Source organism: Rheinheimera sp. (assembly GCF_030690345.1).
Taxonomy (GTDB): Bacteria; Pseudomonadota; Gammaproteobacteria; order Enterobacterales; family Alteromonadaceae; genus Alishewanella.
Map to the genome: position 1 here is coordinate 128,505 of NZ_JAUYGV010000009.1, position 20,649 is coordinate 149,153.

Below are 20,649 nucleotides of genomic sequence, written 5' to 3' on the forward strand. Positions count from 1 at the left end.
CTCAGTCAGTACAGCCAACCCTTCTGGCACTGCGGTTTAATTCCCGCAGGTAGCATTGCCTTCATTCTGTGCCAGCCGCACATTGGCCAGTTGCAATACCACACCGGCGCTGCTTTGCAGCAGCATCGGATGCGTTACCCGGCTGATAGCAAAGTTGCTGTCGGCTTCACTAAAGCAGCGCAGCGCAATTTTAATGCTGTGCCAGCCTTTCCCCTGCATTTGCGCCAGCTGTGTACTGATATCCAGCGCACTGGCGCAATTCTCGCCGCACTGCATACCCAGCATGACTTTGCTGTTATCGCCAAGCGCCACTACCTGGTATTCCAGCTCCAGCGCCATATCGCCGTTAGCCTGGCGGGCCAAATCCAGCACAGCGCCGTCAGCCAGTGCCAATGCCACCGCACCCGACTTGATAAAACTTAGTGTCACCGAATCTTCCTGCTGCAAACGGTCGGTAGCCTGCGCCGTTAAGGCGCCATTGGCAGAGGTGTGCAAAGCATCAGTCACTACAGTAACCTTACCTTCATCCAGCAGTTGTAACTGCCACGGCGTTACTGCTTTACCGGCATACAGATAACGGCTGGTATTCAGCATTTCTGCAGCGCTGATACCGGCCTGTTCGTGCAGAGCGGCCAGCGTTGTGTTATCGCTGTAATTCAGGCCATAGCCATAGGCAAACAGCGGTTTATAGTTTGTATCGCCGACATTAAGCGGCTCGCCGGTGGCGTTATCCGGCCAGGAAAACGATAGCCTGCCCTGAAAATCATGCTGTATCTCACCAGTTGGTGAGCGGAACAGCAGATCGGCAATGGCGCCGCCTTCAGTGCCGGGTAAAAATGCCGCGACAAAGGCATCCGATTGATTCAGCTCGGGGTTTACCCACAATGGCCGGCCTGACAAAAACACGCTTACCGTCGGGATACCCTGCGCTTTTAGCGCGGTTAAAATTTGCAGGCCACGGTTATCGTCAAACGCCAGATGGCTGCGATCGCCGATAAACTCGGCGTAAGGCTCTTCGCCAAACACCACTATCGCCACATCCGGCTTAGCGCTGAAACGGCCGTTTTCACTTAGCTCGACACTGCCGCCGCCGGCTTCTACTGCTTGTTTAATGCCGCTGTATATCGATTCGCCATTGGGGAAATCACTGTTGCTGTTGCCCGAGCCCTGCCAGCTTAGCGTCCAGCCACCGCTTTGTTTACCGATATTGTCAGCGCCGTCACCGGCTACCAGCACGCGGCCGGTTGGCTGCAGTGGCAGCAACTGCTGATTGTTTTTTAACAGCACCAGTGATTTACGCGCCGCTTCCCGCGCCAGCGCGCGATGCTGTGCATTGCCGAGCAGTTCATAACGCCCGGCCAGTGGCCGCGCTGATGGCTTCACCTGGTCGAACAGGCCCATCTCAGCTTTAATGCGTAAAATGCGGCTAACGGCTTCGTCCAGCCGCGCCATGCTGATACGGCCATCTTTTACCTGCGCCAGCGTGTTGGCATACAGCGTTTGCCAGCTGTCCGGCGCCATATACATATCCAGCCCGGCCAGTAACGAGGCGGCGCAATCGGTTGGTGTACAGCCGGTTATCTGGCCGTGGCCGTTCCAATCGCCTACCACAAAGCCGTCAAAGCCCATGCGGCCAACCAGCACGTCGGTTAACATTGGCGCAAAGCCATGCATTTTGCTGCCATGCCAGCTGTTGTATGAGGCCATTACCACCCGGGCACCGGCCTTAACGGCGCTGTAATACGGCAGCGCATGAATATCGCGCAGCTGCGCTTCGCTATCGATGCTGTCGCCCTGATCTTTGCCGCCAACAGTGCCGCCATCACCGAGAAAATGCTTTACCGTGGCCAGCATATGCTCGCCACGCAGAAAATCAGCCGCGCCGGGCTCACCCTGAATGCCCTGTAAAATATAGGGCGCATAGCTGGCCACTAACGCCGGGTCTTCACTGTACGACTCGTAAGTGCGACCCCAGCGATCATCACGCGCTACCGCTATGGTCGGCGCGAACGTCCAGTCCAGCCCGGTCACCTGCATTTCAATCGCCGTGGCGCGGCCGATAGCACGCAGCAATTCCGGCTCATGCATGGCGCCAAGGCCAATATTATGCGGAAAAATCGTCGCACCTTTGACATTGCTGTGGCCATGCACCGCATCGGTACCCCAAATAGCCGGAATATAAGGCCGGCCATCGCTGGTGTCGGTACTGGCTTGCCAGAAGGCATCGGCCAATTCCAGCCAGGCCGCGGCGCCGACGCGGTTATCCCGGCCCGGCGCGGAATTGCCGCCGTTCAGTACTGAACCCAGATAGTAATCGCGCACCTGTTGTGGTGTAACCGAGGCAATATCAGCCTGAATAAGCTGGCCGACTTTTTGCCCCGCGCTCATTTGCGCCAGCAATGCACTGACCTTAGCTTCAATGGCGGCGCTGCGCGCTATCGGCGCTTGCTGCAGTGGCCAGTTTGCCGGCTGGATCTTTGCTGTCTGCGGCGCTGTTGCCGTCTGAGTGTTATTGGCCGGCTGTTGGCCGCAGCCGCTCAGCACTAAGCTGCAGAGCAGCAGCATAGCTGCGGTGTCCGGGCGGCTGATATTTACTGCGTTAAGCTGTCGCATACTGTCTCCTGATTAGTGTTAACGATGCAGGCCCGGGTTAAATAGGCTTTATTGTTACTGACATCGGTAACCTCACCTTTAATAACGGCATTGCCGTGTAAACGGATATCCGCCGACGAACTGCCCAGCAGCAAGCGAATTTCACCCGGCTCCACCACCCATTGCATCTGCTGATCGAAAAATGCCAGCAGGTTTACCGGCAGCGTAAAACGCACTGTGGCCTGCTCACCGGCGGCCAGTGTTAGCCGCGCAAAACCGGCCAATTGTTTCACCGGCCGTGTCATGCTGGCTACCGGGTCGTTAATATACAGCTGCACCACTTCAGTACCGCTGCGCTGGCCGCTGTTTTGCAGCGTCAGGCTGATCTGCACCTCGCCGTTGGCGCGGGCGCGGCTGTCGTCTATCTGCAAGTTGCTGTAATCGAATGCGGTGTAACTTAAGCCATGGCCAAAGGGGTACAGCGGGCTGATATCGTCAAACAGATAGCCGCGCTTAGCCGAGGCTTTATGGTTGTAATAAGCCGGAATATGCCCGGCGCTGCGCGGGAAGGTTAGCGGTAACTTGCCGGACGGGTTCACCTCACCAAACAATACATTGGCAATAGCCGCACCGGTTTCCTGGCCCAGATACCAGGCTTCGATAATCGCCGGTGCTGTTTGGGCCAGCTCGCCCAGTGCCAGTGGCCGACCATTGGTTAATACCAGTACTACCGGTTTACCGGTAGCGAGGATGGCGTTGGCCAACTGCAGCTGATTGCCAACTAACTGCAGGCTGGCGCGGTCGCCTAAATGGCTTTCGGCCCAGGCTTCGCGCGATAAGCCTTCGTTTTCACCCAATACCAGCACCACGGCATCGGCGGTTTTGGCCAGCGCGACGGCTTCATCCAACAAGCCTTTGCGGTCATGATCATCGGCCAGCGCTATAGCATCATGATTCCAGCGCTGCATGGAAAAACTGCCGGCGGCCTGGCTGCGCTGGCGGATATCCGAGGTAATAAAGGCCTGGTTAGTATCTTGCTCTGGCTGGGTTAACGGCTTGCTCAGTTGTTTTGTCAGCTGTTTTGTAAGAATCGTGCCACGGGCAAATGCTACCTCCGCTTTGCCCTGCAGCTTGTGCTGTAAGCCCTGCAAAATACTTACTGTCTGGCGCGGAATACTGCTGTAACCGCCAAGCAGGGTTTCATCGGCATGCGCGCCTATCACCGCTAACTTGCGGATTTTGTCTGCATTTAGCGGCAAGATGCCGTCATTTTTCAGCAGCACCAGCGACTGCTCTGCCACACGGCGGGCAAAGTCACGCTCTGTCGCCGCGCCCACCAGCGCATTAGCCTGACTGGCATCGACATAAGGGTTATCAAACAAGCCCAGGCGAAACTTCAGTGCCAGCACGCGGCGCACGGCAGTGTCTATCGCGCTTTCGTCTAAGCGGCCGGCTTGCACCAATGCCGTTAGCTGCGGGAAGATTTTCGGGTCCGGCGTTTCCATATCTACCCCGGCCAGCAAGGCGGCTTTGGCAGCCGCCGCGTCGCTGTCGTACAGGCCATGGCGGCTGTTAAGCTCTTCAATGGCAAAATAATCACTGACAATAACGCCGTTAAAGTCCCATTCGCCGCGCACGACATCCTGCAGCAGGCCACGGTTAACGTGCGACGGAATACCATCAATTTCATTGTACGACGCCATTATGCTGCCGGCATGCGCCAGCTTTACTGCCGCTTCAAACGGCGGCAGAAATACTTCATGCAGCTCACGCGGGGCTATCTGCGCCGGTGCGATATTGACCCCGGCCTGCGGCTGGCCATGGCCGGTAAGGTGCTTTAACGTGGCCACCACTTTGTCGCCCGCAAAGGCGCCGGTTTTACCGGTATTGCCCTGAAAGCCGCGCACCGCGGCCACGCCCAGTGCCGACATCAGATAAGGGTCTTCACCCATAGTTTCTTCAATCCGACCCCAGCGCGGGTCGCGGGCAATGTCTAAAATTGGCGTTAAGGCCCAGTGTGCACCGGTAGCACGCATTTCGCGCGCCGCCAGCGCATACACATCATGCATAATCTGTGGCGACCAGCTGCTGGCCAGCGCTATTGCCTGCGGCAAGCTGGTGCCATCAAAGGCCGCGTAACCGTGCAGTGCTTCTTCGTGCATCAGCGCCGGGATCCCCAACCGCGTATGTTGTTTTAACCAGCGTTGCAACGCGTTATTAAATTCGGCGCTTTGTTGCGGCGTTTTAAACTCGCTGGGCCGGCCAATATGGCCGATACCGAGCGGGATAATTTGCGCCGCCTGATCGGCCAAAAACTGTTGCTGCGGCCCTTCCATGCCACGGCGCTGCTGCCATACGGTTTGCAGCTGGGCGACTTTTTCCTGCAGCGTCATCCTTGGCAGCAAATCGTCCAGCCGCTGCTCTGTGCTCAGGCTGGCATCCTGATACGGCAAGGGCTGCGCCGCTAACGCCGTAGCAGCAGACTGTGACACCAGAGACAACGACACAACAAGCAATAACTTGCGCATAAGGCCTCCGATTATTCGCGGTACGGCGTTAATGTTTGGATCCGGCCGTCGGCATCATGCTGCAGTTCGGTCATCTTCACCGAACGCAAATGGGTGACGCCTTCGGATAACACCGAGTCGTGATAAAACAAATACCAGCGGCCGTTAAACTGACAAATTGAGTGATGCGTGGTCCAGCCGACCACCGGCTCCAGAATGCGGCCCTGATAAGTAAAGGGGCCATAGGGGCTGTCGCCGGTGGCGTAACAAATAAAGTGTGTATCGCCGGTAGAGTAAGAAAAGTAATATTTGCCCTGGTACTTGTGCAGCCAGGAGGCTTCAAAAAAGCGCCGCTGCGTATCGCCGGCCAACAGCGGCTGGCCCTGTTGGTCCAGAATGCTAATTTCGCGCGGTGCTTCGGCAAACTGCAGCATATCGTCAGATAATTTGGCCACCCTGGGTCCCAGCGCCGGTTCAGCAGCGGTGGGTTCGGCATGGTGCGCCGCGTAGCGGTTGTCGCGGTACTGCTGTAACTGGCCGCCCCAGATACCGCCAAAATACAGATAGTAACTGCCGTCATCGTCGGCGAAAACCGCCGGATCTATAGAATAGCTGCCCTGTATCGGCTCGGGCTGCGCTTTAAAAGGCCCGGTCGGGCTGTTACTGGTTGCCACACCCAACTGAAAGCGGCCGGCGGCGTTTTTCGCCGGAAAATAAAAGTAATAAGTATCGCCTTTTTTTGCCGCATCCGGTGCCCACATTTGCCGCTGCGCCCAGGGCACATCGTCTATATGCAGCGCCACGCCGTGATCCACTGCCACCGCATCCGGGCCGTCCAGTGACAGCACATGGTAGTCCTGCATAGCAAAATGATCGCCGTTATCGTTAAAAGCAATGCCGGCTTCAATATCATGCGACGGGTAAATATAAATGCGGCCGTCAAACACATGGGCCGACGGGTCGGCGGTATAAATATGCGTTACCAGCGGCTGCGAAACAGCCCGCGCCTGCAGCGCTTTATAATCAGTGTCGGTCATGCGGTTATTCTCCCTGCACCAGGCCGGCACCGGCACGGCGCACGCTCAGCTCGTGTTCAATCTGCGATTCTGTATGTTTATTAATTTCATACACCAGCATGCAGCCAACGCCGAGCAAGAATGGCAAGGCGGCGTACAGGCTAACCGACAATTTAATGCCGTTAATGGTATCGGCAGCCTGTGTCGCCAGCAGGGCGTCATAGCCGTAATGCGCCAGAATGCCGGCCACCAAAGCGCCGCCAATGCTCAGCCCCAGCTTCAGGCCGAAAATCATCGCAGAGAAAATAATGGCGGTGGCGCGGCGCTGGTTTTTCCACTCGGAATAATCGGCAACGTCGGCAATCATCGCCCACAGCAGCGGTATGGTGATGCCGTAGAAAAAGCCGTGCAGAATTTGCGCTAAAAACACCAGACCAATGGCGTTGGGTGGCAGCAGGTAAAACAGCAAAATAAACAGCGTAGAGATAAACAGCGCCACGGCGAACACATCACGCTTACCAAACTTATCTGCCAGGGTTTTGGAAAAACCAATACCGATAATCATGCAGATAATGCCACCGGCATTAAACAGGCTGAAACCCGAGGTTGCGGCATCTTTCGGCCAGAGAAATTCGTTTAAGCCGATGCCGGTCAGCAGCGCATTTAACCCGGCAATAAAACCGTTAAAGCCGATATCCTGCAAAAAGCCGGCGATATGCGCTTCGCTAAGGTAATGTTCAAAGTAGAAAATATACATGCCGCCTTTCAGCGCCAGAGTAATAAACACCAGCACCGTGACCAGCAACATAATAAACCACGGTTTGTTATGCAGCAGATCGCCGATATCCTGGCGGATGCTGGACGCGCCACTGCTGATGGTCAGCACCCGCTCTTTGGTGGTTATAAAAGTGATCAGAAAAAATACGATGCCAACCAGTGCAAACAGCGTCATGGTGTTTTCAAAACCGGCAGCTTTATCGCCATCGCCGAGGATCAGCACCAGCGGCAGCAACAGCACCTGAATAATAAACTGCGCTACCATCACCGCAACAAAACGGTAGGCCGATAAGCTGTTACGCTCGGCCATATTGCCGGTAAGCACGCCGCTGAGCGCCGAGTACGGCAGGTTATTGGCCGAATACACCAACACCAGCAGCACATAGGTGATAAAAGCATAGGCAATTTTGCCCTGCGGGCTGAAATCCGGCGTACTAAAGGCCAGTAACGCCATTACGCCAAACGGCACCGCCGTCCATAAGATCCATGGCCGGAACTTGCCCCAGCGGCTTTGGGTGCGGTCGGCAATCAGCCCCATCACCGGATTAAAGCAGGCTCCGATTATGCCGCCGAAAAAGATGATAGCAGAGGCAGCACCCGGTGCAATTTGGTAGACATCGGTATAGAAAAACGCCAAAAATGTCATTAATGTCTGGAAAATCAGATTCGCAGCCAGGTCACCGAGGCTATAACCGATTTTTTCTGTCACACTGAGTTTTTCTGTCGTACTGCTCGCTGTCTGCATCGTTGTCTACCTGTTAATTATTGTTTTTTTATTCTGTTTTATCAGTTTGCTGTGGTGGCAACCAGGCCTGAAACCGGCCACTGACGTGCAGCAGTCCCAACAGATACAGCATGCCGTCGTAGTAACGATACTGCCCGGTTGGTACCGGTTGCTGCCATAGTGCATGGACAAAGTCAGCCGCACGCGGCTGCGAAGCGGCTAAACTGGCTACCGCATTCATTGCCACTATGCCGGCAGTTGGACCGGTAGTTTGTTGCGGGTCTAGTTTTTTACCTTCCAGGCTATATTGGCCGCCATAGTTATTTAACCCTTCGCTGGCAAAAAACGCCTGCAGCCGGTCGCTCAGCTCAACTGCTCTGGTGTCAAAGCGCCACCAACTCCAGTCTACCGACCAGTTCATCGCCGTACGCCAGGCGTCGAAGCGAAAATCGGCCGACTCCGGCCGCCACGGCGCGGCCCAGGGGCTGCCATCAAAATTACCGTAATCCGGTGTCAGGCCGGTTGCAGGGTGCGCGGCCTTGCTGAAATAATCACGGCTAACCCGGGCGGCTTTTTGCCAGAATGCACGGTCGGCCTCTGGCCCCATGCGGGCCCAGACTTGATAAAACGCCGGTAAATGGTACGACGCATCGGTATGCTCAGCATTAGCCAAATCCGGGGTAAAGCGCACCATAGCATAGTGCGGATGAAACAAATTCGTGCCGGTTTGGCTGCCGCGCTGCGTGTTGCCGGTGATCAAGCGGCGGTGGCGCATCTGCGTCAGTAACTGATCAGCTTGGGCTTTATACTGATAAATGCCGCTGCCGTCGCCCCAACGTACGGCGGCAAAATACAACGCTGTGGCAAAATATTCCTCGCCGTCCGGCGCCGGCATCTCATCCAGCGCTATACCATCGCTGCGTACCGACCAGGCAAAATAACCGTACGCCGGGTGCCCGGGGTCGGCCTGGTACATATGGCTGTGCGCCCAGTTCCACAACGCATTAAATTCGGCCTGTTTATTCAGTTGCACGGCAATCATCATGCCGTATGACATACCCTCTGAGCGCACATCGTTGTTGTTTACATCGAGAATATAGGCTTTGTCGCCGTCGGCATTGCTGCCGGCCGGAAAGTACACGGCCTCTGTTGCCGCATCGCCGTAAAACAGCTGGTTAAAGGCGCGGTTAATCCTGGCGTCTATCGCCGGCCCGGTATAACCCAGTTCGGCAAACAGATTGCGGTATTGCCCGCTTAGCGCACTGCCGGATGGCGCAATAGCAGCGGAGTTAACCGCAGTTGTGGTACCGGTGGCGCAAGCACTTAACAGCAACCACAGCGCCAGCCAGCAGTGCAGCTTAATCCAGCTAAATAACGGTGGCGGTGACCTTGCTATCATTGTTAACCTTGTCTGGTTAATATTTCGACTGAAACTTACCATACAATGCCCGGCTGCTCAGTGGCTTAATGAAATGTACGGAAAGAATTATGTTTTTTAACAAGCAGACTGCTTTGCAAGCAATTAGACTTTATGCTGCAAGCTGACATCTACCGAGCGGAGTAACTATTTTGCAGCACACCAGCACCAGCCCGGCCCTTGCAGGCACGCCAGCCAGCCTGAGCGAAACCGCAGATAATAAAGCCTTTATTTTGTTTATTACCGTAGTGGCAACCTTAGGCGGCTTTTTGTTCGGCTATGACAGCGGCGTAATTAACGGCACCGTTGATGGCCTGCAACAGGCATTTAATTCGCAAAGTGCCGGTACCGGCTTTAACGTTGCCAGCATGTTACTGGGCTGTGCGGTGGGCGCCTTTTTTGCCGGCCGGCTGGCCGACATCGCCGGGCGCAGAACTTTATTACAAGCGGCAGCGGTGTGCTTTGTCATCAGCGCCTGGGGCTCGGGCGTGGCAGACAGCTCAGTGGAATTTGTGTTTTACCGTATTCTCGGCGGTCTGGCGGTTGGGGCAGCGTCGGTAATGGCACCGGCCTATATTTCTGAAGTGGCACCGGCGCGCTATCGCGGCATGCTGACTACAGTGCAGCAAATTGCCATTATCTGCGGTTTGTTTATGGCCTTTATCAGCAACTATCTGCTGGCAAAATTCGCCGGCGCCTCTACAGCGGTGCTGTGGCTGGATTTTGCCGCCTGGCGCTGGATGTTCTGGATGGAACTGCTGCCGGCAGTACTGTTTTTACTGATGCTGTTGTTTATTCCGGAAAGCCCGCGCTTTTTGGTACTCAGAGGTAAAACGGCGCTGGCGAAAACGGTGTTAACGCGGCTATATGGCGACATTGCAGCAACGCGTAAATTAACCGAGATCCAGCAATCGCTGGAAGGTAATCATCAACCACAGCTGCGCGATTTAATAGACAACAACAGCGGCAAACTACGCCGTATTGTCTGGGTTGGTATTGGCCTGGCAACGTTTCAGCAGTTAGTCGGTATTAATGTGGTGTTTTATTACGGCGCTGTGTTGTGGCAGGCGGTGGGCTTTTCCGAGTCGGATGCCTTGCTAATCAACGTGATCAGCGGTGGCCTGAGTATTGCCGCCTGTGTTATCACCTTGCTGGTGATCGACAAAATTGGCCGCAAGCCGTTGCTGAAATGGGGCTCGGTTGGTATGGCCATTACGCTGGCACTGATGGTGCTGGCCTTTAGCAATGCCGATCAGGACGCCAATGGCCGCCTGCTGCTGGGCGACTGGGGTATAGTGGCGCTGATCAGTGCCAATGCCTATGTGTTCTTCTTTAATATGTCCTGGGGCCCGGTAATGTGGGTAATGCTGGGCGAGATGTTCCCCAATCAAATTCGTGGCTCCGGCCTGGCGGTAAGTGGTTTGGCGCAGTGGAGCAGTAACTTCCTTATTACCATGACCTTTCCGCTGTTGCTAAGCGGTATAGGTTTAGCCGGAGCTTACGGTTTATATACGCTGGGCGCATTCTGTTCGATATTCTTTGTCGCCAAAATGGTGCATGAAACCAAGGGCACTGAGCTGGAAGATATGCAGGGTTAAGGCGCCGCGGCCTGAATAACAAATTTCATAGCAAATTCCGTAATAGCAGCGGCAGCTAACGCAATACTGCCGCTGCCCTGACAAGGTTAGGCTGGGTTATTTGCCAGAGTAACTAAGCCTGTGCGCCAATTTACCTTAACCAACCCCAGCGGTGACCGCCTGACGATACTTGAGCACGGTGCCCGCATGCAAAGCTGGGCAGTGCGCTTGGGTAACACTCAGCGCGAGCTAATCCTCGGTTATTCTGACGCTCAGCGCTATTTGCAAGATAACGCCTATCTGGGTGCTGTGGTTGGCCCTTACGCTAACCGCATCGGTAACGGCAGGCTGCAGCTGGCACAAAAGCACTATCAGCTGCAGTTAAACGAAGGCCGGCATCATCTGCACGGCGGTGCAAACGGCCTGCAGCGGATGCAGTGGCAATGCCTGCAGCACAGCTCGTCCAGCGTAAAACTAGGCTGCACCTTAGCAGATGGCCACAGCGGCTACCCCGGCCCGACAGAGTTCAGCGTGCTATATCAGCTTAATGCTGACAGCTCACTGGATGTCACGCTTGAGGCTAAGTCAGCGCAGCTGACGCTGGCCGGGCCAACCCTGCACCCGTATTTTAATTTGTCAGGCAAAGCAGAGCCGATAAACCAGCATCAGCTGTGGCTTAACGCTGAGCTATACACCCCGACCAACAAAGATAAAATCCCTACCGGTGAGCTACTGCCGGTAGACGAAACCGCGCTGGATTTTCGCCACTGTAAAACCATCGGCACGCTGCAGCTTGATCACAATCTGGTGGTTAGCGCCAATATACAGCATACCGCCGCGATACTGACCAGCCCCGATCAGCAGCTCAGGTTGTTAGTCAGTTCAGACTACCCCGGCCTGCAGGTGTACAGCGGCGATTATCTGGCCGCGCCCTTTACAGCGCGTCAGGGCATTTGCCTGGAACCACAGTTTTACCCAGACGCACCGAACCACAGCCAGTTTCCGCTGCGCTTAACCGGGCCAGAGCAGCCTTTTGTGGCGCATATTCGTTATCAGGTAGAGAAAAGCTAAGTAAACAGGAAGCCATGCTAATGTCTGAAAAAATTTATTCACTGGTATTTTTGCTGCTGTTATTGCCGGCATTATTTAGCTGTAGCTCAGAACCAGCAGAAATTGCCGCAACGGCCAGCTCAACTGCCGCGCCATCCAGCTTTGATAACCCTATTATTAAGTACGACACGCCAGACCCGACCAACCAGATTGGCGACATCATTTACACCGCAGATCCTGCCGTGATGGTGGTGGATGATACTGTCTACCTGTATAGCACCCACGACGAACAGGCTTTAGAGGTGAACGATTACCGCATGTACGATTATCGCCTGTGGACCAGCAGCGATATGCTCAGTTGGCAAAATAAAGGCGCAGTGCTGCGCTACTCTGATTTTGCCTGGGCGCGCGGTAATGCAAAAACCGGCAATGCCTACGCCCACCATGTGATACAGCGCAAAGATGCAGCAGGCAAAGCACAGTACTTTTTTTATGCCGCAGTAGAAGGCGGCCAAACCGGCGGCGAATTTGGTTTTGCCATCGGCGTAGCGGTGTCAGACAACCCGGCCGGCCCCTTTGTTGACCCTCGCGGCATGCCGATGATTTTGCCCGAAGATACCGCGCAGTATAAAGATCACAGCTGGCGCAATATTGACCCTGCAGTATTTATTGACGATGACGGCCGCGCTTATCTTTACTGGGGTAACAAGCAGCTATGGTGGGTAGAGCTGGACAGCAATTTAATTCAGTTAAAAGGCGAGAGCTTCACCCTTGATGCTAGCGGCAAGATGCAAAACCGCGATGTCAGTAAGGTGCAAATCCATACCGTAGATAGCTTGCCAAATTTTGAAGAAGCGCCTTATGTATCAAAGCACAATGGCATTTATTATTTGCTGTATGCCGCCGGTTTTCCGGAGAGTATCGCCTACGCCACCAGCAGCTATGCCACCGGCCCCTGGCAGTACCGCGGCATAATAATGCCACCTTTACCCGGCACCACCACCATCCACCCGGCGCTGTTTGAGTTTAAAGGCCACACCTACCTCGCCTACCACAACGCCGACCTGCCGGGCGGCGGCAACTACAGAAGATCAGTCGCTGTAGACAGAGTGTATTTTAACGCCGATGGCAGCATTAAACCTATTGTCAGAACAGCGAAGTGATAGACGTCTGTCAGTCAGAGAATAGCCAGATAAAGGATACCGTTGGTATGAAAATGACTACAAACCGGCTCAGTGAGCCTTGCTGTAACCACTTGGGTGTAAGGCTTGAGTTGTGCAACATAGTTGTATTGATCGCTGTGTGTTTCTTTGCAACACAAGCGCTGGCTCAGCCGGACGATAGCATGACGGTGATTGCGCCTCCCGGCCAGATTGATGCTGTCGACCTTGGTACCGGGCCACTGCCCGGCGCCCGGCAGCAGGAAGCATGGCATTCGCAGTATGGCAGCCGGTTTGTGCGTAATGTCACTGTGGCTACGCTTACGCCTTTTTTGCCTGATGCCGCAAACGCCACTGGCGCGGCGGTAATAGTGGCACCCGGCGGGGGCTTTCGCACCCTGTCAATGGAAAACGAAGGCTGGAATGTTGCCCGGGCCCTTGCCAGCCAGGGCATTGCTGCATTTGTGCTGAAGTATCGTTTAAACCAGACACCGGCAGAAATGGAGGCATTTAAACGCGCAATGGACGAGATGTTCTCTAACACCGGGCGCAGTGCACCGGTACTTGAGCCGGAGCAGATGAAAATGCAGCTTGCGATACAGCTTGAAGACTCCCGTGCAGCGTTATCATTGATTCGGCGCCAGGCCGCTGAGTGGAAAATCGACCCGGATCGTATTGGTATGCTGGGTTTCTCGGCCGGTGCCATGTTAACGATGGCCACTGCGCTCGTCGGCGAGGAGGCTAAACCTGCCTTTATCGGCAATATTTATGGCCCGATAACGTCAGTAACGGTGCCGGCCGATGCTCCGCCTTTATTTGTCGCGCTTGCGGCAGACGATCCCTTCTTTGCCAGCAGTAAGTTTGGCCTGATCGAGAGCTGGCAGGCGGCGAAGAAACCGGTGGAGTTTCACTTTTATGAGCAGGGCGGTCACGGCTTTGGCATGTACCCGAAAGACACGACCAGTACCGGTTGGTTTAATGCATTCGTCAGCTGGTTAAAGATGCACGGCATGCTTCACCGTAAAACGGAATAACCAGGCAGGTGTTATTGTCCGACTACCCTATCCAGCATCACGTTAGCGACGTCCGAAATTTTAGTTATCAGAACTTACTCACTTCACAATGCGTTTACTTACTGACTAAACGCATTTAGCATGTCAGTGTTTAAACGGAGTTTCCATGGCACTTATCGTAAAGTTAGCACTCGTACCCGGTTGGAATAATAATGAAATCTAAGTCGTATATTGTCGATAGAGCGCTTCATTGGATATCAGCTTTATTATTGCTTTTTATGCTGCTGAATTTATCGTCGCAGCTCCATAATGTGGACTGGGATATCAAAGGGCAACTTGAACACAGGCAGGACGCTGTTGAACTTCATGCTGTTTTAGGCATTATTTTGGTGATTTTCACGATTGCGCGTCTCATTTTTCCATACCTTACCAAAACCAAGATTGAGCGCGTCAATCCTGCATCCAAAAAACACTCGATTTTTATCAAAGCGACTCACGTTAGCCTTTACGCATGCATTTTTCTTTTGGCGGCGACGGGATTAATCCTAATTAATAATTATCAAATACCTCTTACCGTTTTAGGGATTGAGCTACCACCAGACAAAGACGCTTTTTATCAAGTTTTTCCGGGAATTCATGACATCCACATGTTCCTTAAACAGTTAATTTGGTGGCTGATAGCTATTCATTTCTTTGGCATTATGTACGCCAAAAGATGAAACTATCATTTCCACTTCGTGTTAAGTCACGCTAGTTTATATTAGCTCCAGTCAATGCTTGCTTTTGAACTTTAACGCAAAGCTGTGGGGCGGCTGGAGCGGAATCAAAAGAATCAAAAGGGTCAGTGTCATTGATTCCTAATAGCGGCATGTTAACAGTAGAATTATCAATGACACTGGCCCTATCGATCGCTATCGACCCATAACATTGCAGGCTCGGCGACGGCTTTTGCGTAACCAGCTTTATTTATATCTCTGACGTCTCTCACTGCGTCAAGTATCCCTTGTTAAGCTGCTACCAGTTGCATAAAGTGGTCTTATGCCAATATCGAACAAAAAAAAGTATTTATGAAGCTTGGTTCTATCTTTAAATTCCTATGCTGTTTCACCTTGGTAATAACTTGCCAAATTTATGCAAAGCAGCACAAGTTGTTACCTGACGATGGTAAAGCCGAAGACCAATTTGGCTATAGTGTCGCGATAGATGGCACAACAGCGTTAGTAGGTGCGCTCGAAGCTGATGCTAAAAATATCAAGGACTCAGGGGCAGCCTACGTTTATTCGCTTGGCGCTGCAGGTTGGCAACAGCAAGCAAAATTGGTTGCCGAGCCCGCTTATGCCGGTGACACGCTTGGCGGTAATGTGGCATTAAAAAACCACATAGCCATGTTAGGTGCGATAAAAAGAGACGATAAAGCTGAAGATGCCGGTGCAGTGTTTGCGTTTGAGAGGCTGGCCAATTCATGGTCGCAACAGCAAATTTTAACCGCTGCAGATGCCAAAGCCGGCGACGCTTTTGGTCAGAGCATCGCGCTTACAGAGCATTTTCTTGTCATAGGCGCGCCGCATAGCGACGCACCAGATAAAGACTCAGGCTCAGCTTACGTCTACATACGGCAAAACGACAAATGGCAGTTTCACAGCAAACTCACTGCATCAGATGGCGCAGAAGGTGATTTGTTCGGCATCAGTGTCGCCATTGACGGTAATACCATTTTAGTTGGCGCTGACCTGAATGACGAACGGGCAGAAAAAGCCGGTGCCGTATATGTCTATGAATTTGACGGAAAACACTGGCAGCATCAAGCAAAGCTTATGGCTCAGGATGGCGCAGACACAGATATCTTTGGCGTGCGAGTGGCATTGTTTGGCGATACAGCACTGATCTCTGCCAGAAGAGACGATGTAGAGGGCGTTGGTGAAGACGCAGGTTCTGCCTATATCTTTGAGCGAACAAAAGGTAAATGGACGCAGACACAAAAGTTAGTTGCACCTGATGGTAAAGCTGGTGACAGATTCGCTAATGGCGTGGCGCTAAGCAAAGAGACAGCCTTAATCAGTGCTATCCACCATGACGCTATTGGTGATAATGCCGGCGCTGTTTATGTGTTTAAAAAGCAAACAGGCCAATGGCGTTATACAAGCAAAATAGTAGCCGGTGATGGTGTGCCAGAAGACAGATTCGGTTGGAATGTCGCCCTTTCAGACAAGAGCGCGATAATTGCTGTCCCCCATCGTAACGATAACGGTAATGCATCAGGCGCAGCCTATGTTCTGGATTTGAAGGATTAAAAATTGCCTTCTGAATTCAGGGTTACCAGGGATGCACAGAAAAAAGCCCGGCAAGCCGGGCAACACACAGGACTACGGGAGTTAAAAACCTTTAGCGAAACAGCACCAGGTTAACCTGGTTTTCCAGCAGTTCCTGGCGGCCGCTTACCGGTTGCGGATCGAACTGCTCGCGCTGCACCAGCTCGGCCAGGGTTTGTAATGAATGTTCGCCGCCCTGAATTGCCTTACCCAGCTTGTCACTCCAGCCGGCATAACGTTGTGCTACGGCTGCACCGAGGAAGTCTTTTTCTACCAGCTTTGCCGCCCGTTTTAACGCCATGGCCAGATGGTCCATACCGCCGATGTGGCCGTGGAACAAATCGTAACGATCTAAGCTTTGGCGCCTTAGTTTGGTATCGAAATTAAACCCACCGGTAGAAAAACCACCGGCTTTGAGAATTTCGTATATTACCAGGCTTAGCTCTTCCACGCTGTTGGGGAACTGGTCGGTGTCCCAGCCGTTTTGCGCATCACCGCGGTTGGCGTCGATGCTGCCGAAAATGCCCAGCGAAATAGCCGTGGCGATTTCATGATGAAACGAATGGCCGGACAAGGTAGCGTGGTTGGCTTCAATATTGACGCGGAATTCTTTTTCCAGGCCGTATTGCTTCAGGAAGCCATACACAGTGGCTGAGTCGTAATCGTACTGGTGCTTGGTGGGCTCTTGCGGCTTGGGCTCAATTAGCAAGGTGCCGTTAAAGCCGATCTTGTGCTTATGCTCCACCACCATTTGCATAAAGCGGCCGAGCTGTGCACGCTCCTGGCGTAAGTCGGTATTGAGCAGGGTTTCGTAGCCTTCACGGCCGCCCCACAGCACATAGTTTTCCCCGCCAAGCCGCTTGGTGGCGTTCATCGCATGAAACACCTGGGTGGCACCATAGCTGAACACCTGCGGATCCGGGTTAGACGCGGCGCCGGCGGCATAACGCGGGTTACTGAATAAATTAGCCGTGCCCCACAGCAGCTTAACGCCGGTTTGCGCCTGCTTTTGCTCCAGCACATCGACCATGGCAGCAAAGTTATTGACATACTCTTTAATGTTGCTGCCCTCAGGCGCGACATCGATATCATGGAAGCAGTAATACGGAATAGTTAACTTGCTGAAAAACTCAAAGGCGACATCGGCCTTGTGCTTTGCCTGCTGCATGGCATCACCGGCCGCCAGCCAGGGCCGGCCGAACGTAGGCTGGCCGAACACATCCTGGCCGTTCCAGCAGAAGTTATGCCAGTAACAGGCCGCCATGCGCAGATGCTCGGCCATAGTTTTGCCCAACACCTTTTCGCCGGCGTTGTAATGTTTAAACGCCAGCGGGTTAGTGCTGTCTGCACCTTCGTAGGCAATTTTGTCAATTTGATCAAAGTACTGAGCCACACTGCTCTCCTGTTTCATACCTAAGCTACCGCTGTAATGTTGGGCACTGCCGGCAGTTAGCACAATTATGTTTTTTCAAAGCCAGCTTGTGCTTTTCGTCACTAACCACGGCTGTGCTCAGAAATGCGTCTCCAGCGCCTGGTACAAAGCAATAAACTTACTGTAGCGTGCTGCCAACGCAGCATGCCGCTGACTGTCCGGCAGATGCCGGCTTACCACTGGTGGTGGCGGGCAGATATCGGCCAGGCTGCGCAGTGGTTGCAGCGCCAATTGCGCCAGCCGTGCCGCGCCCAGCGCCGGCCCCACTTCGCCGCCTTCACGAAAGGTTAGCGCCAGGTTCAGTACATCGGCCAACAGTTGGCGCCAATACCGGCTGCGGGCCCCGCCGCCAATCAGGTTAATCTCGCCCGGCACCCCGCCACAGGCATGCAGTGCCGCTGCACCCTGCGCCAGCGCAAAGCTGACGCCTTCCAGCACCGAGTACGTAAGGGCTTTGCGATCGGTAGCGTGGCTTAAACCAAACCAGACGCCTTTGGCATCCGGGTTGTTGTGCGGCGTGCGTTCACCGGATAAATACGGTAAAAACAACGGCAGTTGCGCGATGTCGGTAAAGGCAGGATAACCTGCAGCATCAGTGCCGGCTGAGTCCAGCTCGTCCAGCAGGGTTGCCACCGGTACGCCGGCGACGTTATCGGCATACCATTGCAAACAGGCAGCGGCGCTGAGCGTAACCGCCATCAGATGCCAACGCTGCGGCAACGCATGGCAAAAGCTGTGTACCGCCGATTGCGGATTGGCAACAAAACCATTGCTGACGGCAAAATACACCCCGGAGGTGCCTAACGACAGCATGGCCTGGCCCGGACTGACAATACCGGCACCGATAGCGCCGGCTGCATTATCGCCGCCACCGGCCACCAGCGGCACTTCGTCCATGCCCCAGCGCTGCGCCAGTTCCGGCAACAGCCGGCCGGTGATCTGGTTGCCTTCATACAGCTGCGGCATCTGGCTACGGTTCAAACCACAGGCTTGCAGCAGCTCGTCGCTCCAGTCGCGCTTGGCCATATCCAGCCATAAAGTACCGGCGGCGTCAGACATATCAGAAGCAAAATCTCCGCTTAAACAAAAGCGCAGATAGTCTTTTGGCAACAGCACTTTGGCAACACGGCTGAACTGCTCCGGTTCATGCTGGCGCAGCCACAGCAGTTTCGGTGCGGTAAAACCCGGCATCGCCAGATTACCGGTAAGCTGTTGCAGCTGCGGCACTTGTTGCTCAAGTTGCTGACACTGGGCAAAAGCGCGGCCGTCGTTCCACAGTATTGCCGGGCGGATAATTTGGTTGTGGCCATCCAGTAAGGTCGCACCGTGCATTTGCCCGGTCAGGCCAATGGCTTTTACCGCCTGTAACGCGCCGCGCTGGCTTAACTGCGCCATGCAGGCCTGCAGGCCAAGCCACCACTGCTGCGGATCTTGTTCCGACCACAGCGGATAAGGCCGGCTAAGCTGTAGCTCTGCCCCGGCGCTGTCTTTTACCTTGCCGTCGTCGCCCAGCACTATCACCTTAATGCCGGAGGTGCCTAAATCTATGCCGATATACATATTTTGCCTGTGTTTGCTGTGAGCCTGAATGGCTTAATCTTTGGTGAGCGGGCCGCAGTCAGCAATTACGAAAATTCATAATTCCGTGCCGAATTATGTTTTCCGGTTTGCCTTAAATGCAGGCCGGTCTAAGATTAAACCCGCTTGATCAAAAAAATAAAAAAAAAGATAAAAGATAAAACATAAAGGACGGGGATATGTTCAAGGCTAAACACAGCATTACGTTATTGTTTAACGCAAATAAGGTGTATGACCGCCAGGTAATAGAAGGTATAGGCCATTATTTGCAATCATCCAAAGTGGATTGGGACCTGTATCTGGAAGAAGACTTCCTCTGCCGGTTAGAACATATCCACGAATGGGGCGGCGATGGCATTATTGCCGACTTCGATGATATGAATATCCAGCGCGCGCGGGCCGGCTCTGACAAACCGTTGGTTGGGGTGGGCGGCTCCTACACTAACCCGGCCGATTACCCGGCAGTACCCTATGTCGCTACAGATAACTACGCCCTGGTACAGGCAGCGTACGAGCATTTAAAACGTAAAGGCCTCGACCGCTTTGCCTTTTACAGTGTGCCAACCGATGAGCAACACCGCTGGGCACAGGAGCGGGAAAACGCGGTACGTAAACTGACAGCGCAGGACGGTTACGATTGCCAGATTTATCAGGGCCACTGCACGCGGCCGGAAACCTGGCAATATGCGATGAACCGGCTGACCGATTGGATCCAAAGCCTGCCCAAACCTATCGGCATTATTGCCGTAACCGACTCCCGCGCGCGCCACTTGCTGCAAGCCTGTGAGCATATCGGCATCGTGGTGCCGGACAATATCGCCATTATCGGCATAGATGACGACGATATTGCCCGTTTTCTCAGCCGTATCAGCTTAAGTTCGGTAACCCAGGGCTGCTTTGAAATGGGCTACAAGGCGGCCAAGCTGCTGCATACTCAACTGAACAATATCGACGTTGGCCAAAAGCGCCTGCTGGTGCCACCGGTTGGCGTGGCCTCGCGCCAGTCTACCGACTTTAAAGCGCTGCGTGACCCTTATGTAATTCAGGCAATGAACTATATCCGCCGCAACGCTACCCGCGGCGCCAAGGTAGAACAGGTGACCGATTTTGTCGGCATCTCGCGCTCGAATCTGGAGCAGCGTTTTCGCTCTGAACGCGGCCATTCTATTCATACCGAGCTGCATAACCAGAAGCTGACTAAAGCCTGCAAGATGCTGAAAGAAACTCAGGCCAACCCGACAGAGATTGCCAAAATATGTGGTTATCCGTCACTGCAATATATGTATGCCGTGTTTCAGCGTCATTTTGGCCAAACGCCGAAAGAATACCGCTGCGCCCGCAGTGAAAGCGTAAACCGCATGGCAGTGAACGACTGAACTGCGGGATTGCGTAAAAAACGCACACTGCAGATGTATTTTCATAACAACAAGGCCATTGATGAATATGGCCTTTTTCCTTTTAATGTCACTACCTTTTCGCTGCCGGGCCGCCGTTACT

Annotated in this window: 14 protein-coding genes; 7 read left to right on the forward strand and 7 right to left on the reverse strand. The window is 53.8% G+C overall.

The features are described 5' to 3' along the window. Positions 1–36: 36 nt before the first annotated feature. From Q8O77_RS18970 to Q8O77_RS18990, 5 genes are read right to left on the reverse strand one after another with little or no spacing between them, the layout of a single operon-like run. A complete protein-coding gene (locus tag Q8O77_RS18970) occupies positions 37–2,613 on the reverse strand; it encodes an exo 1,3/1,4-beta-D-glucan glucohydrolase (RefSeq protein WP_305557007.1) in 2,577 nt (858 codons plus the stop codon). Continuing rightward, positions 2,592–5,120, reverse strand: a complete 2,529-nt coding sequence (locus Q8O77_RS18975; protein WP_305557009.1) for a glycoside hydrolase family 3 N-terminal domain-containing protein — start codon at positions 5,118–5,120, stop codon at positions 2,592–2,594. Before Q8O77_RS18975 ends, Q8O77_RS18970 begins: the two co-directional genes overlap by 22 nt. Positions 5,121–5,131: 11 nt before the next feature. Then, positions 5,132–6,136: a glycoside hydrolase family 43 protein gene (locus tag Q8O77_RS18980; protein WP_305557011.1), complete on the reverse strand. Its 1,005-nt coding sequence runs from the start codon at positions 6,134–6,136 to the stop codon at positions 5,132–5,134. A 4-nt stretch (positions 6,137–6,140) separates the two neighbouring features. Further along, a complete protein-coding gene (locus tag Q8O77_RS18985) occupies positions 6,141–7,637 on the reverse strand; it encodes an MFS transporter (protein ID WP_305557013.1) in 1,497 nt (498 codons plus the stop codon). Positions 7,638–7,665: 28 nt separating this feature from the next. Further along, positions 7,666–9,015 carry a glycosyl hydrolase family 8 gene (locus Q8O77_RS18990; RefSeq protein WP_305557015.1) on the reverse strand — a complete coding sequence of 450 codons (1,350 nt, stop codon included), beginning with the start codon at positions 9,013–9,015 and terminating at the stop codon, positions 7,666–7,668. A gap of 170 nt (positions 9,016–9,185) precedes the next feature. Here Q8O77_RS18990 and Q8O77_RS18995 point away from each other — a divergent pair, with 170 nt between their 5' ends. The 6 genes from Q8O77_RS18995 to Q8O77_RS19020 all read left to right on the forward strand — a co-directional run bounded on the left by Q8O77_RS18995 (position 9,186) and on the right by Q8O77_RS19020 (position 16,124). Continuing rightward, positions 9,186–10,631 (forward strand): sugar porter family MFS transporter, encoded by a 1,446-nt coding sequence (locus Q8O77_RS18995; protein ID WP_305557016.1) that lies wholly within the window; start codon positions 9,186–9,188, stop codon positions 10,629–10,631. A gap of 120 nt (positions 10,632–10,751) precedes the next feature. Further along, the gene (locus tag Q8O77_RS19000; RefSeq protein WP_305557017.1) at positions 10,752–11,681 is read left to right on the forward strand and encodes an aldose epimerase family protein; all 930 of its coding nucleotides are present in this window, start codon (positions 10,752–10,754) and stop codon (positions 11,679–11,681) included. A gap of 20 nt (positions 11,682–11,701) precedes the next feature. Beyond that, positions 11,702–12,823: a glycoside hydrolase family 43 protein gene (locus Q8O77_RS19005; RefSeq protein ID WP_305557018.1), complete on the forward strand. Its 1,122-nt coding sequence runs from the start codon at positions 11,702–11,704 to the stop codon at positions 12,821–12,823. Positions 12,824–13,005: 182 nt separating this feature from the next. Further along, the gene (locus tag Q8O77_RS19010; RefSeq protein WP_305557019.1) at positions 13,006–13,854 is read left to right on the forward strand and encodes an alpha/beta hydrolase; all 849 of its coding nucleotides are present in this window, start codon (positions 13,006–13,008) and stop codon (positions 13,852–13,854) included. 191 nt (positions 13,855–14,045) lie between these two features. Further along, entirely contained in the window at positions 14,046–14,552 is a 507-nt protein-coding gene (locus Q8O77_RS19015) for a cytochrome b/b6 domain-containing protein (RefSeq protein WP_305557020.1), read from the forward strand. Between the two features lie 348 nt (positions 14,553–14,900). Continuing rightward, entirely contained in the window at positions 14,901–16,124 is a 1,224-nt protein-coding gene (locus Q8O77_RS19020; protein ID WP_305557021.1) for an FG-GAP repeat protein, read from the forward strand. A gap of 91 nt (positions 16,125–16,215) precedes the next feature. Here Q8O77_RS19020 and xylA read toward each other — a convergent pair whose 3' ends face one another. Next, entirely contained in the window at positions 16,216–17,535 is a 1,320-nt protein-coding gene (gene xylA / locus Q8O77_RS19025) for a xylose isomerase (protein WP_305557022.1), read from the reverse strand. A gap of 117 nt (positions 17,536–17,652) precedes the next feature. After that, the gene (xylB, locus tag Q8O77_RS19030) at positions 17,653–19,134 is read right to left on the reverse strand and encodes a xylulokinase (RefSeq protein WP_305557023.1); all 1,482 of its coding nucleotides are present in this window, start codon (positions 19,132–19,134) and stop codon (positions 17,653–17,655) included. Positions 19,135–19,331: 197 nt separating this feature from the next. Here xylB and Q8O77_RS19035 point away from each other — a divergent pair, with 197 nt between their 5' ends. After that, the gene (locus Q8O77_RS19035) at positions 19,332–20,528 is read left to right on the forward strand and encodes a DNA-binding transcriptional regulator (protein WP_305557024.1); all 1,197 of its coding nucleotides are present in this window, start codon (positions 19,332–19,334) and stop codon (positions 20,526–20,528) included. The last annotated feature ends 121 nt before the right edge of the window (positions 20,529–20,649 follow it).

Bases quoted from the DNA above. Each gene is read 5' to 3' on its own strand.
- Q8O77_RS18970 (WP_305557007.1), bottom strand. From the start codon at position 2,613: ATGCGACAGCTTAACGCAGTAAATATCAGCCGCCCGGACACCGCAGCT.
- Q8O77_RS18975 (WP_305557009.1), bottom strand. From the start codon at position 5,120: ATGCGCAAGTTATTGCTTGTTGTGTCGTTGTCTCTGGTGTCACAGTCT.
- Q8O77_RS18980 (WP_305557011.1), bottom strand. From the start codon at position 6,136: ATGACCGACACTGATTATAAAGCGCTGCAGGCGCGGGCTGTTTCGCAG.
- Q8O77_RS18985 (WP_305557013.1), bottom strand. From the start codon at position 7,637: ATGCAGACAGCGAGCAGTACGACAGAAAAACTCAGTGTGACAGAAAAA.
- Q8O77_RS18990 (WP_305557015.1), bottom strand. From the start codon at position 9,015: ATGATAGCAAGGTCACCGCCACCGTTATTTAGCTGGATTAAGCTGCAC.
- Q8O77_RS19005 (WP_305557018.1), top strand. From the start codon at position 11,702: ATGTCTGAAAAAATTTATTCACTGGTATTTTTGCTGCTGTTATTGCCG.
- Q8O77_RS19010 (WP_305557019.1), top strand. From the start codon at position 13,006: ATGACGGTGATTGCGCCTCCCGGCCAGATTGATGCTGTCGACCTTGGT.
- Q8O77_RS19015 (WP_305557020.1), top strand. From the start codon at position 14,046: ATGAAATCTAAGTCGTATATTGTCGATAGAGCGCTTCATTGGATATCA.
- Q8O77_RS19020 (WP_305557021.1), top strand. From the start codon at position 14,901: ATGAAGCTTGGTTCTATCTTTAAATTCCTATGCTGTTTCACCTTGGTA.
- xylB (WP_305557023.1), bottom strand. From the start codon at position 19,134: ATGTATATCGGCATAGATTTAGGCACCTCCGGCATTAAGGTGATAGTG.
- Q8O77_RS19035 (WP_305557024.1), top strand. From the start codon at position 19,332: ATGTTCAAGGCTAAACACAGCATTACGTTATTGTTTAACGCAAATAAG.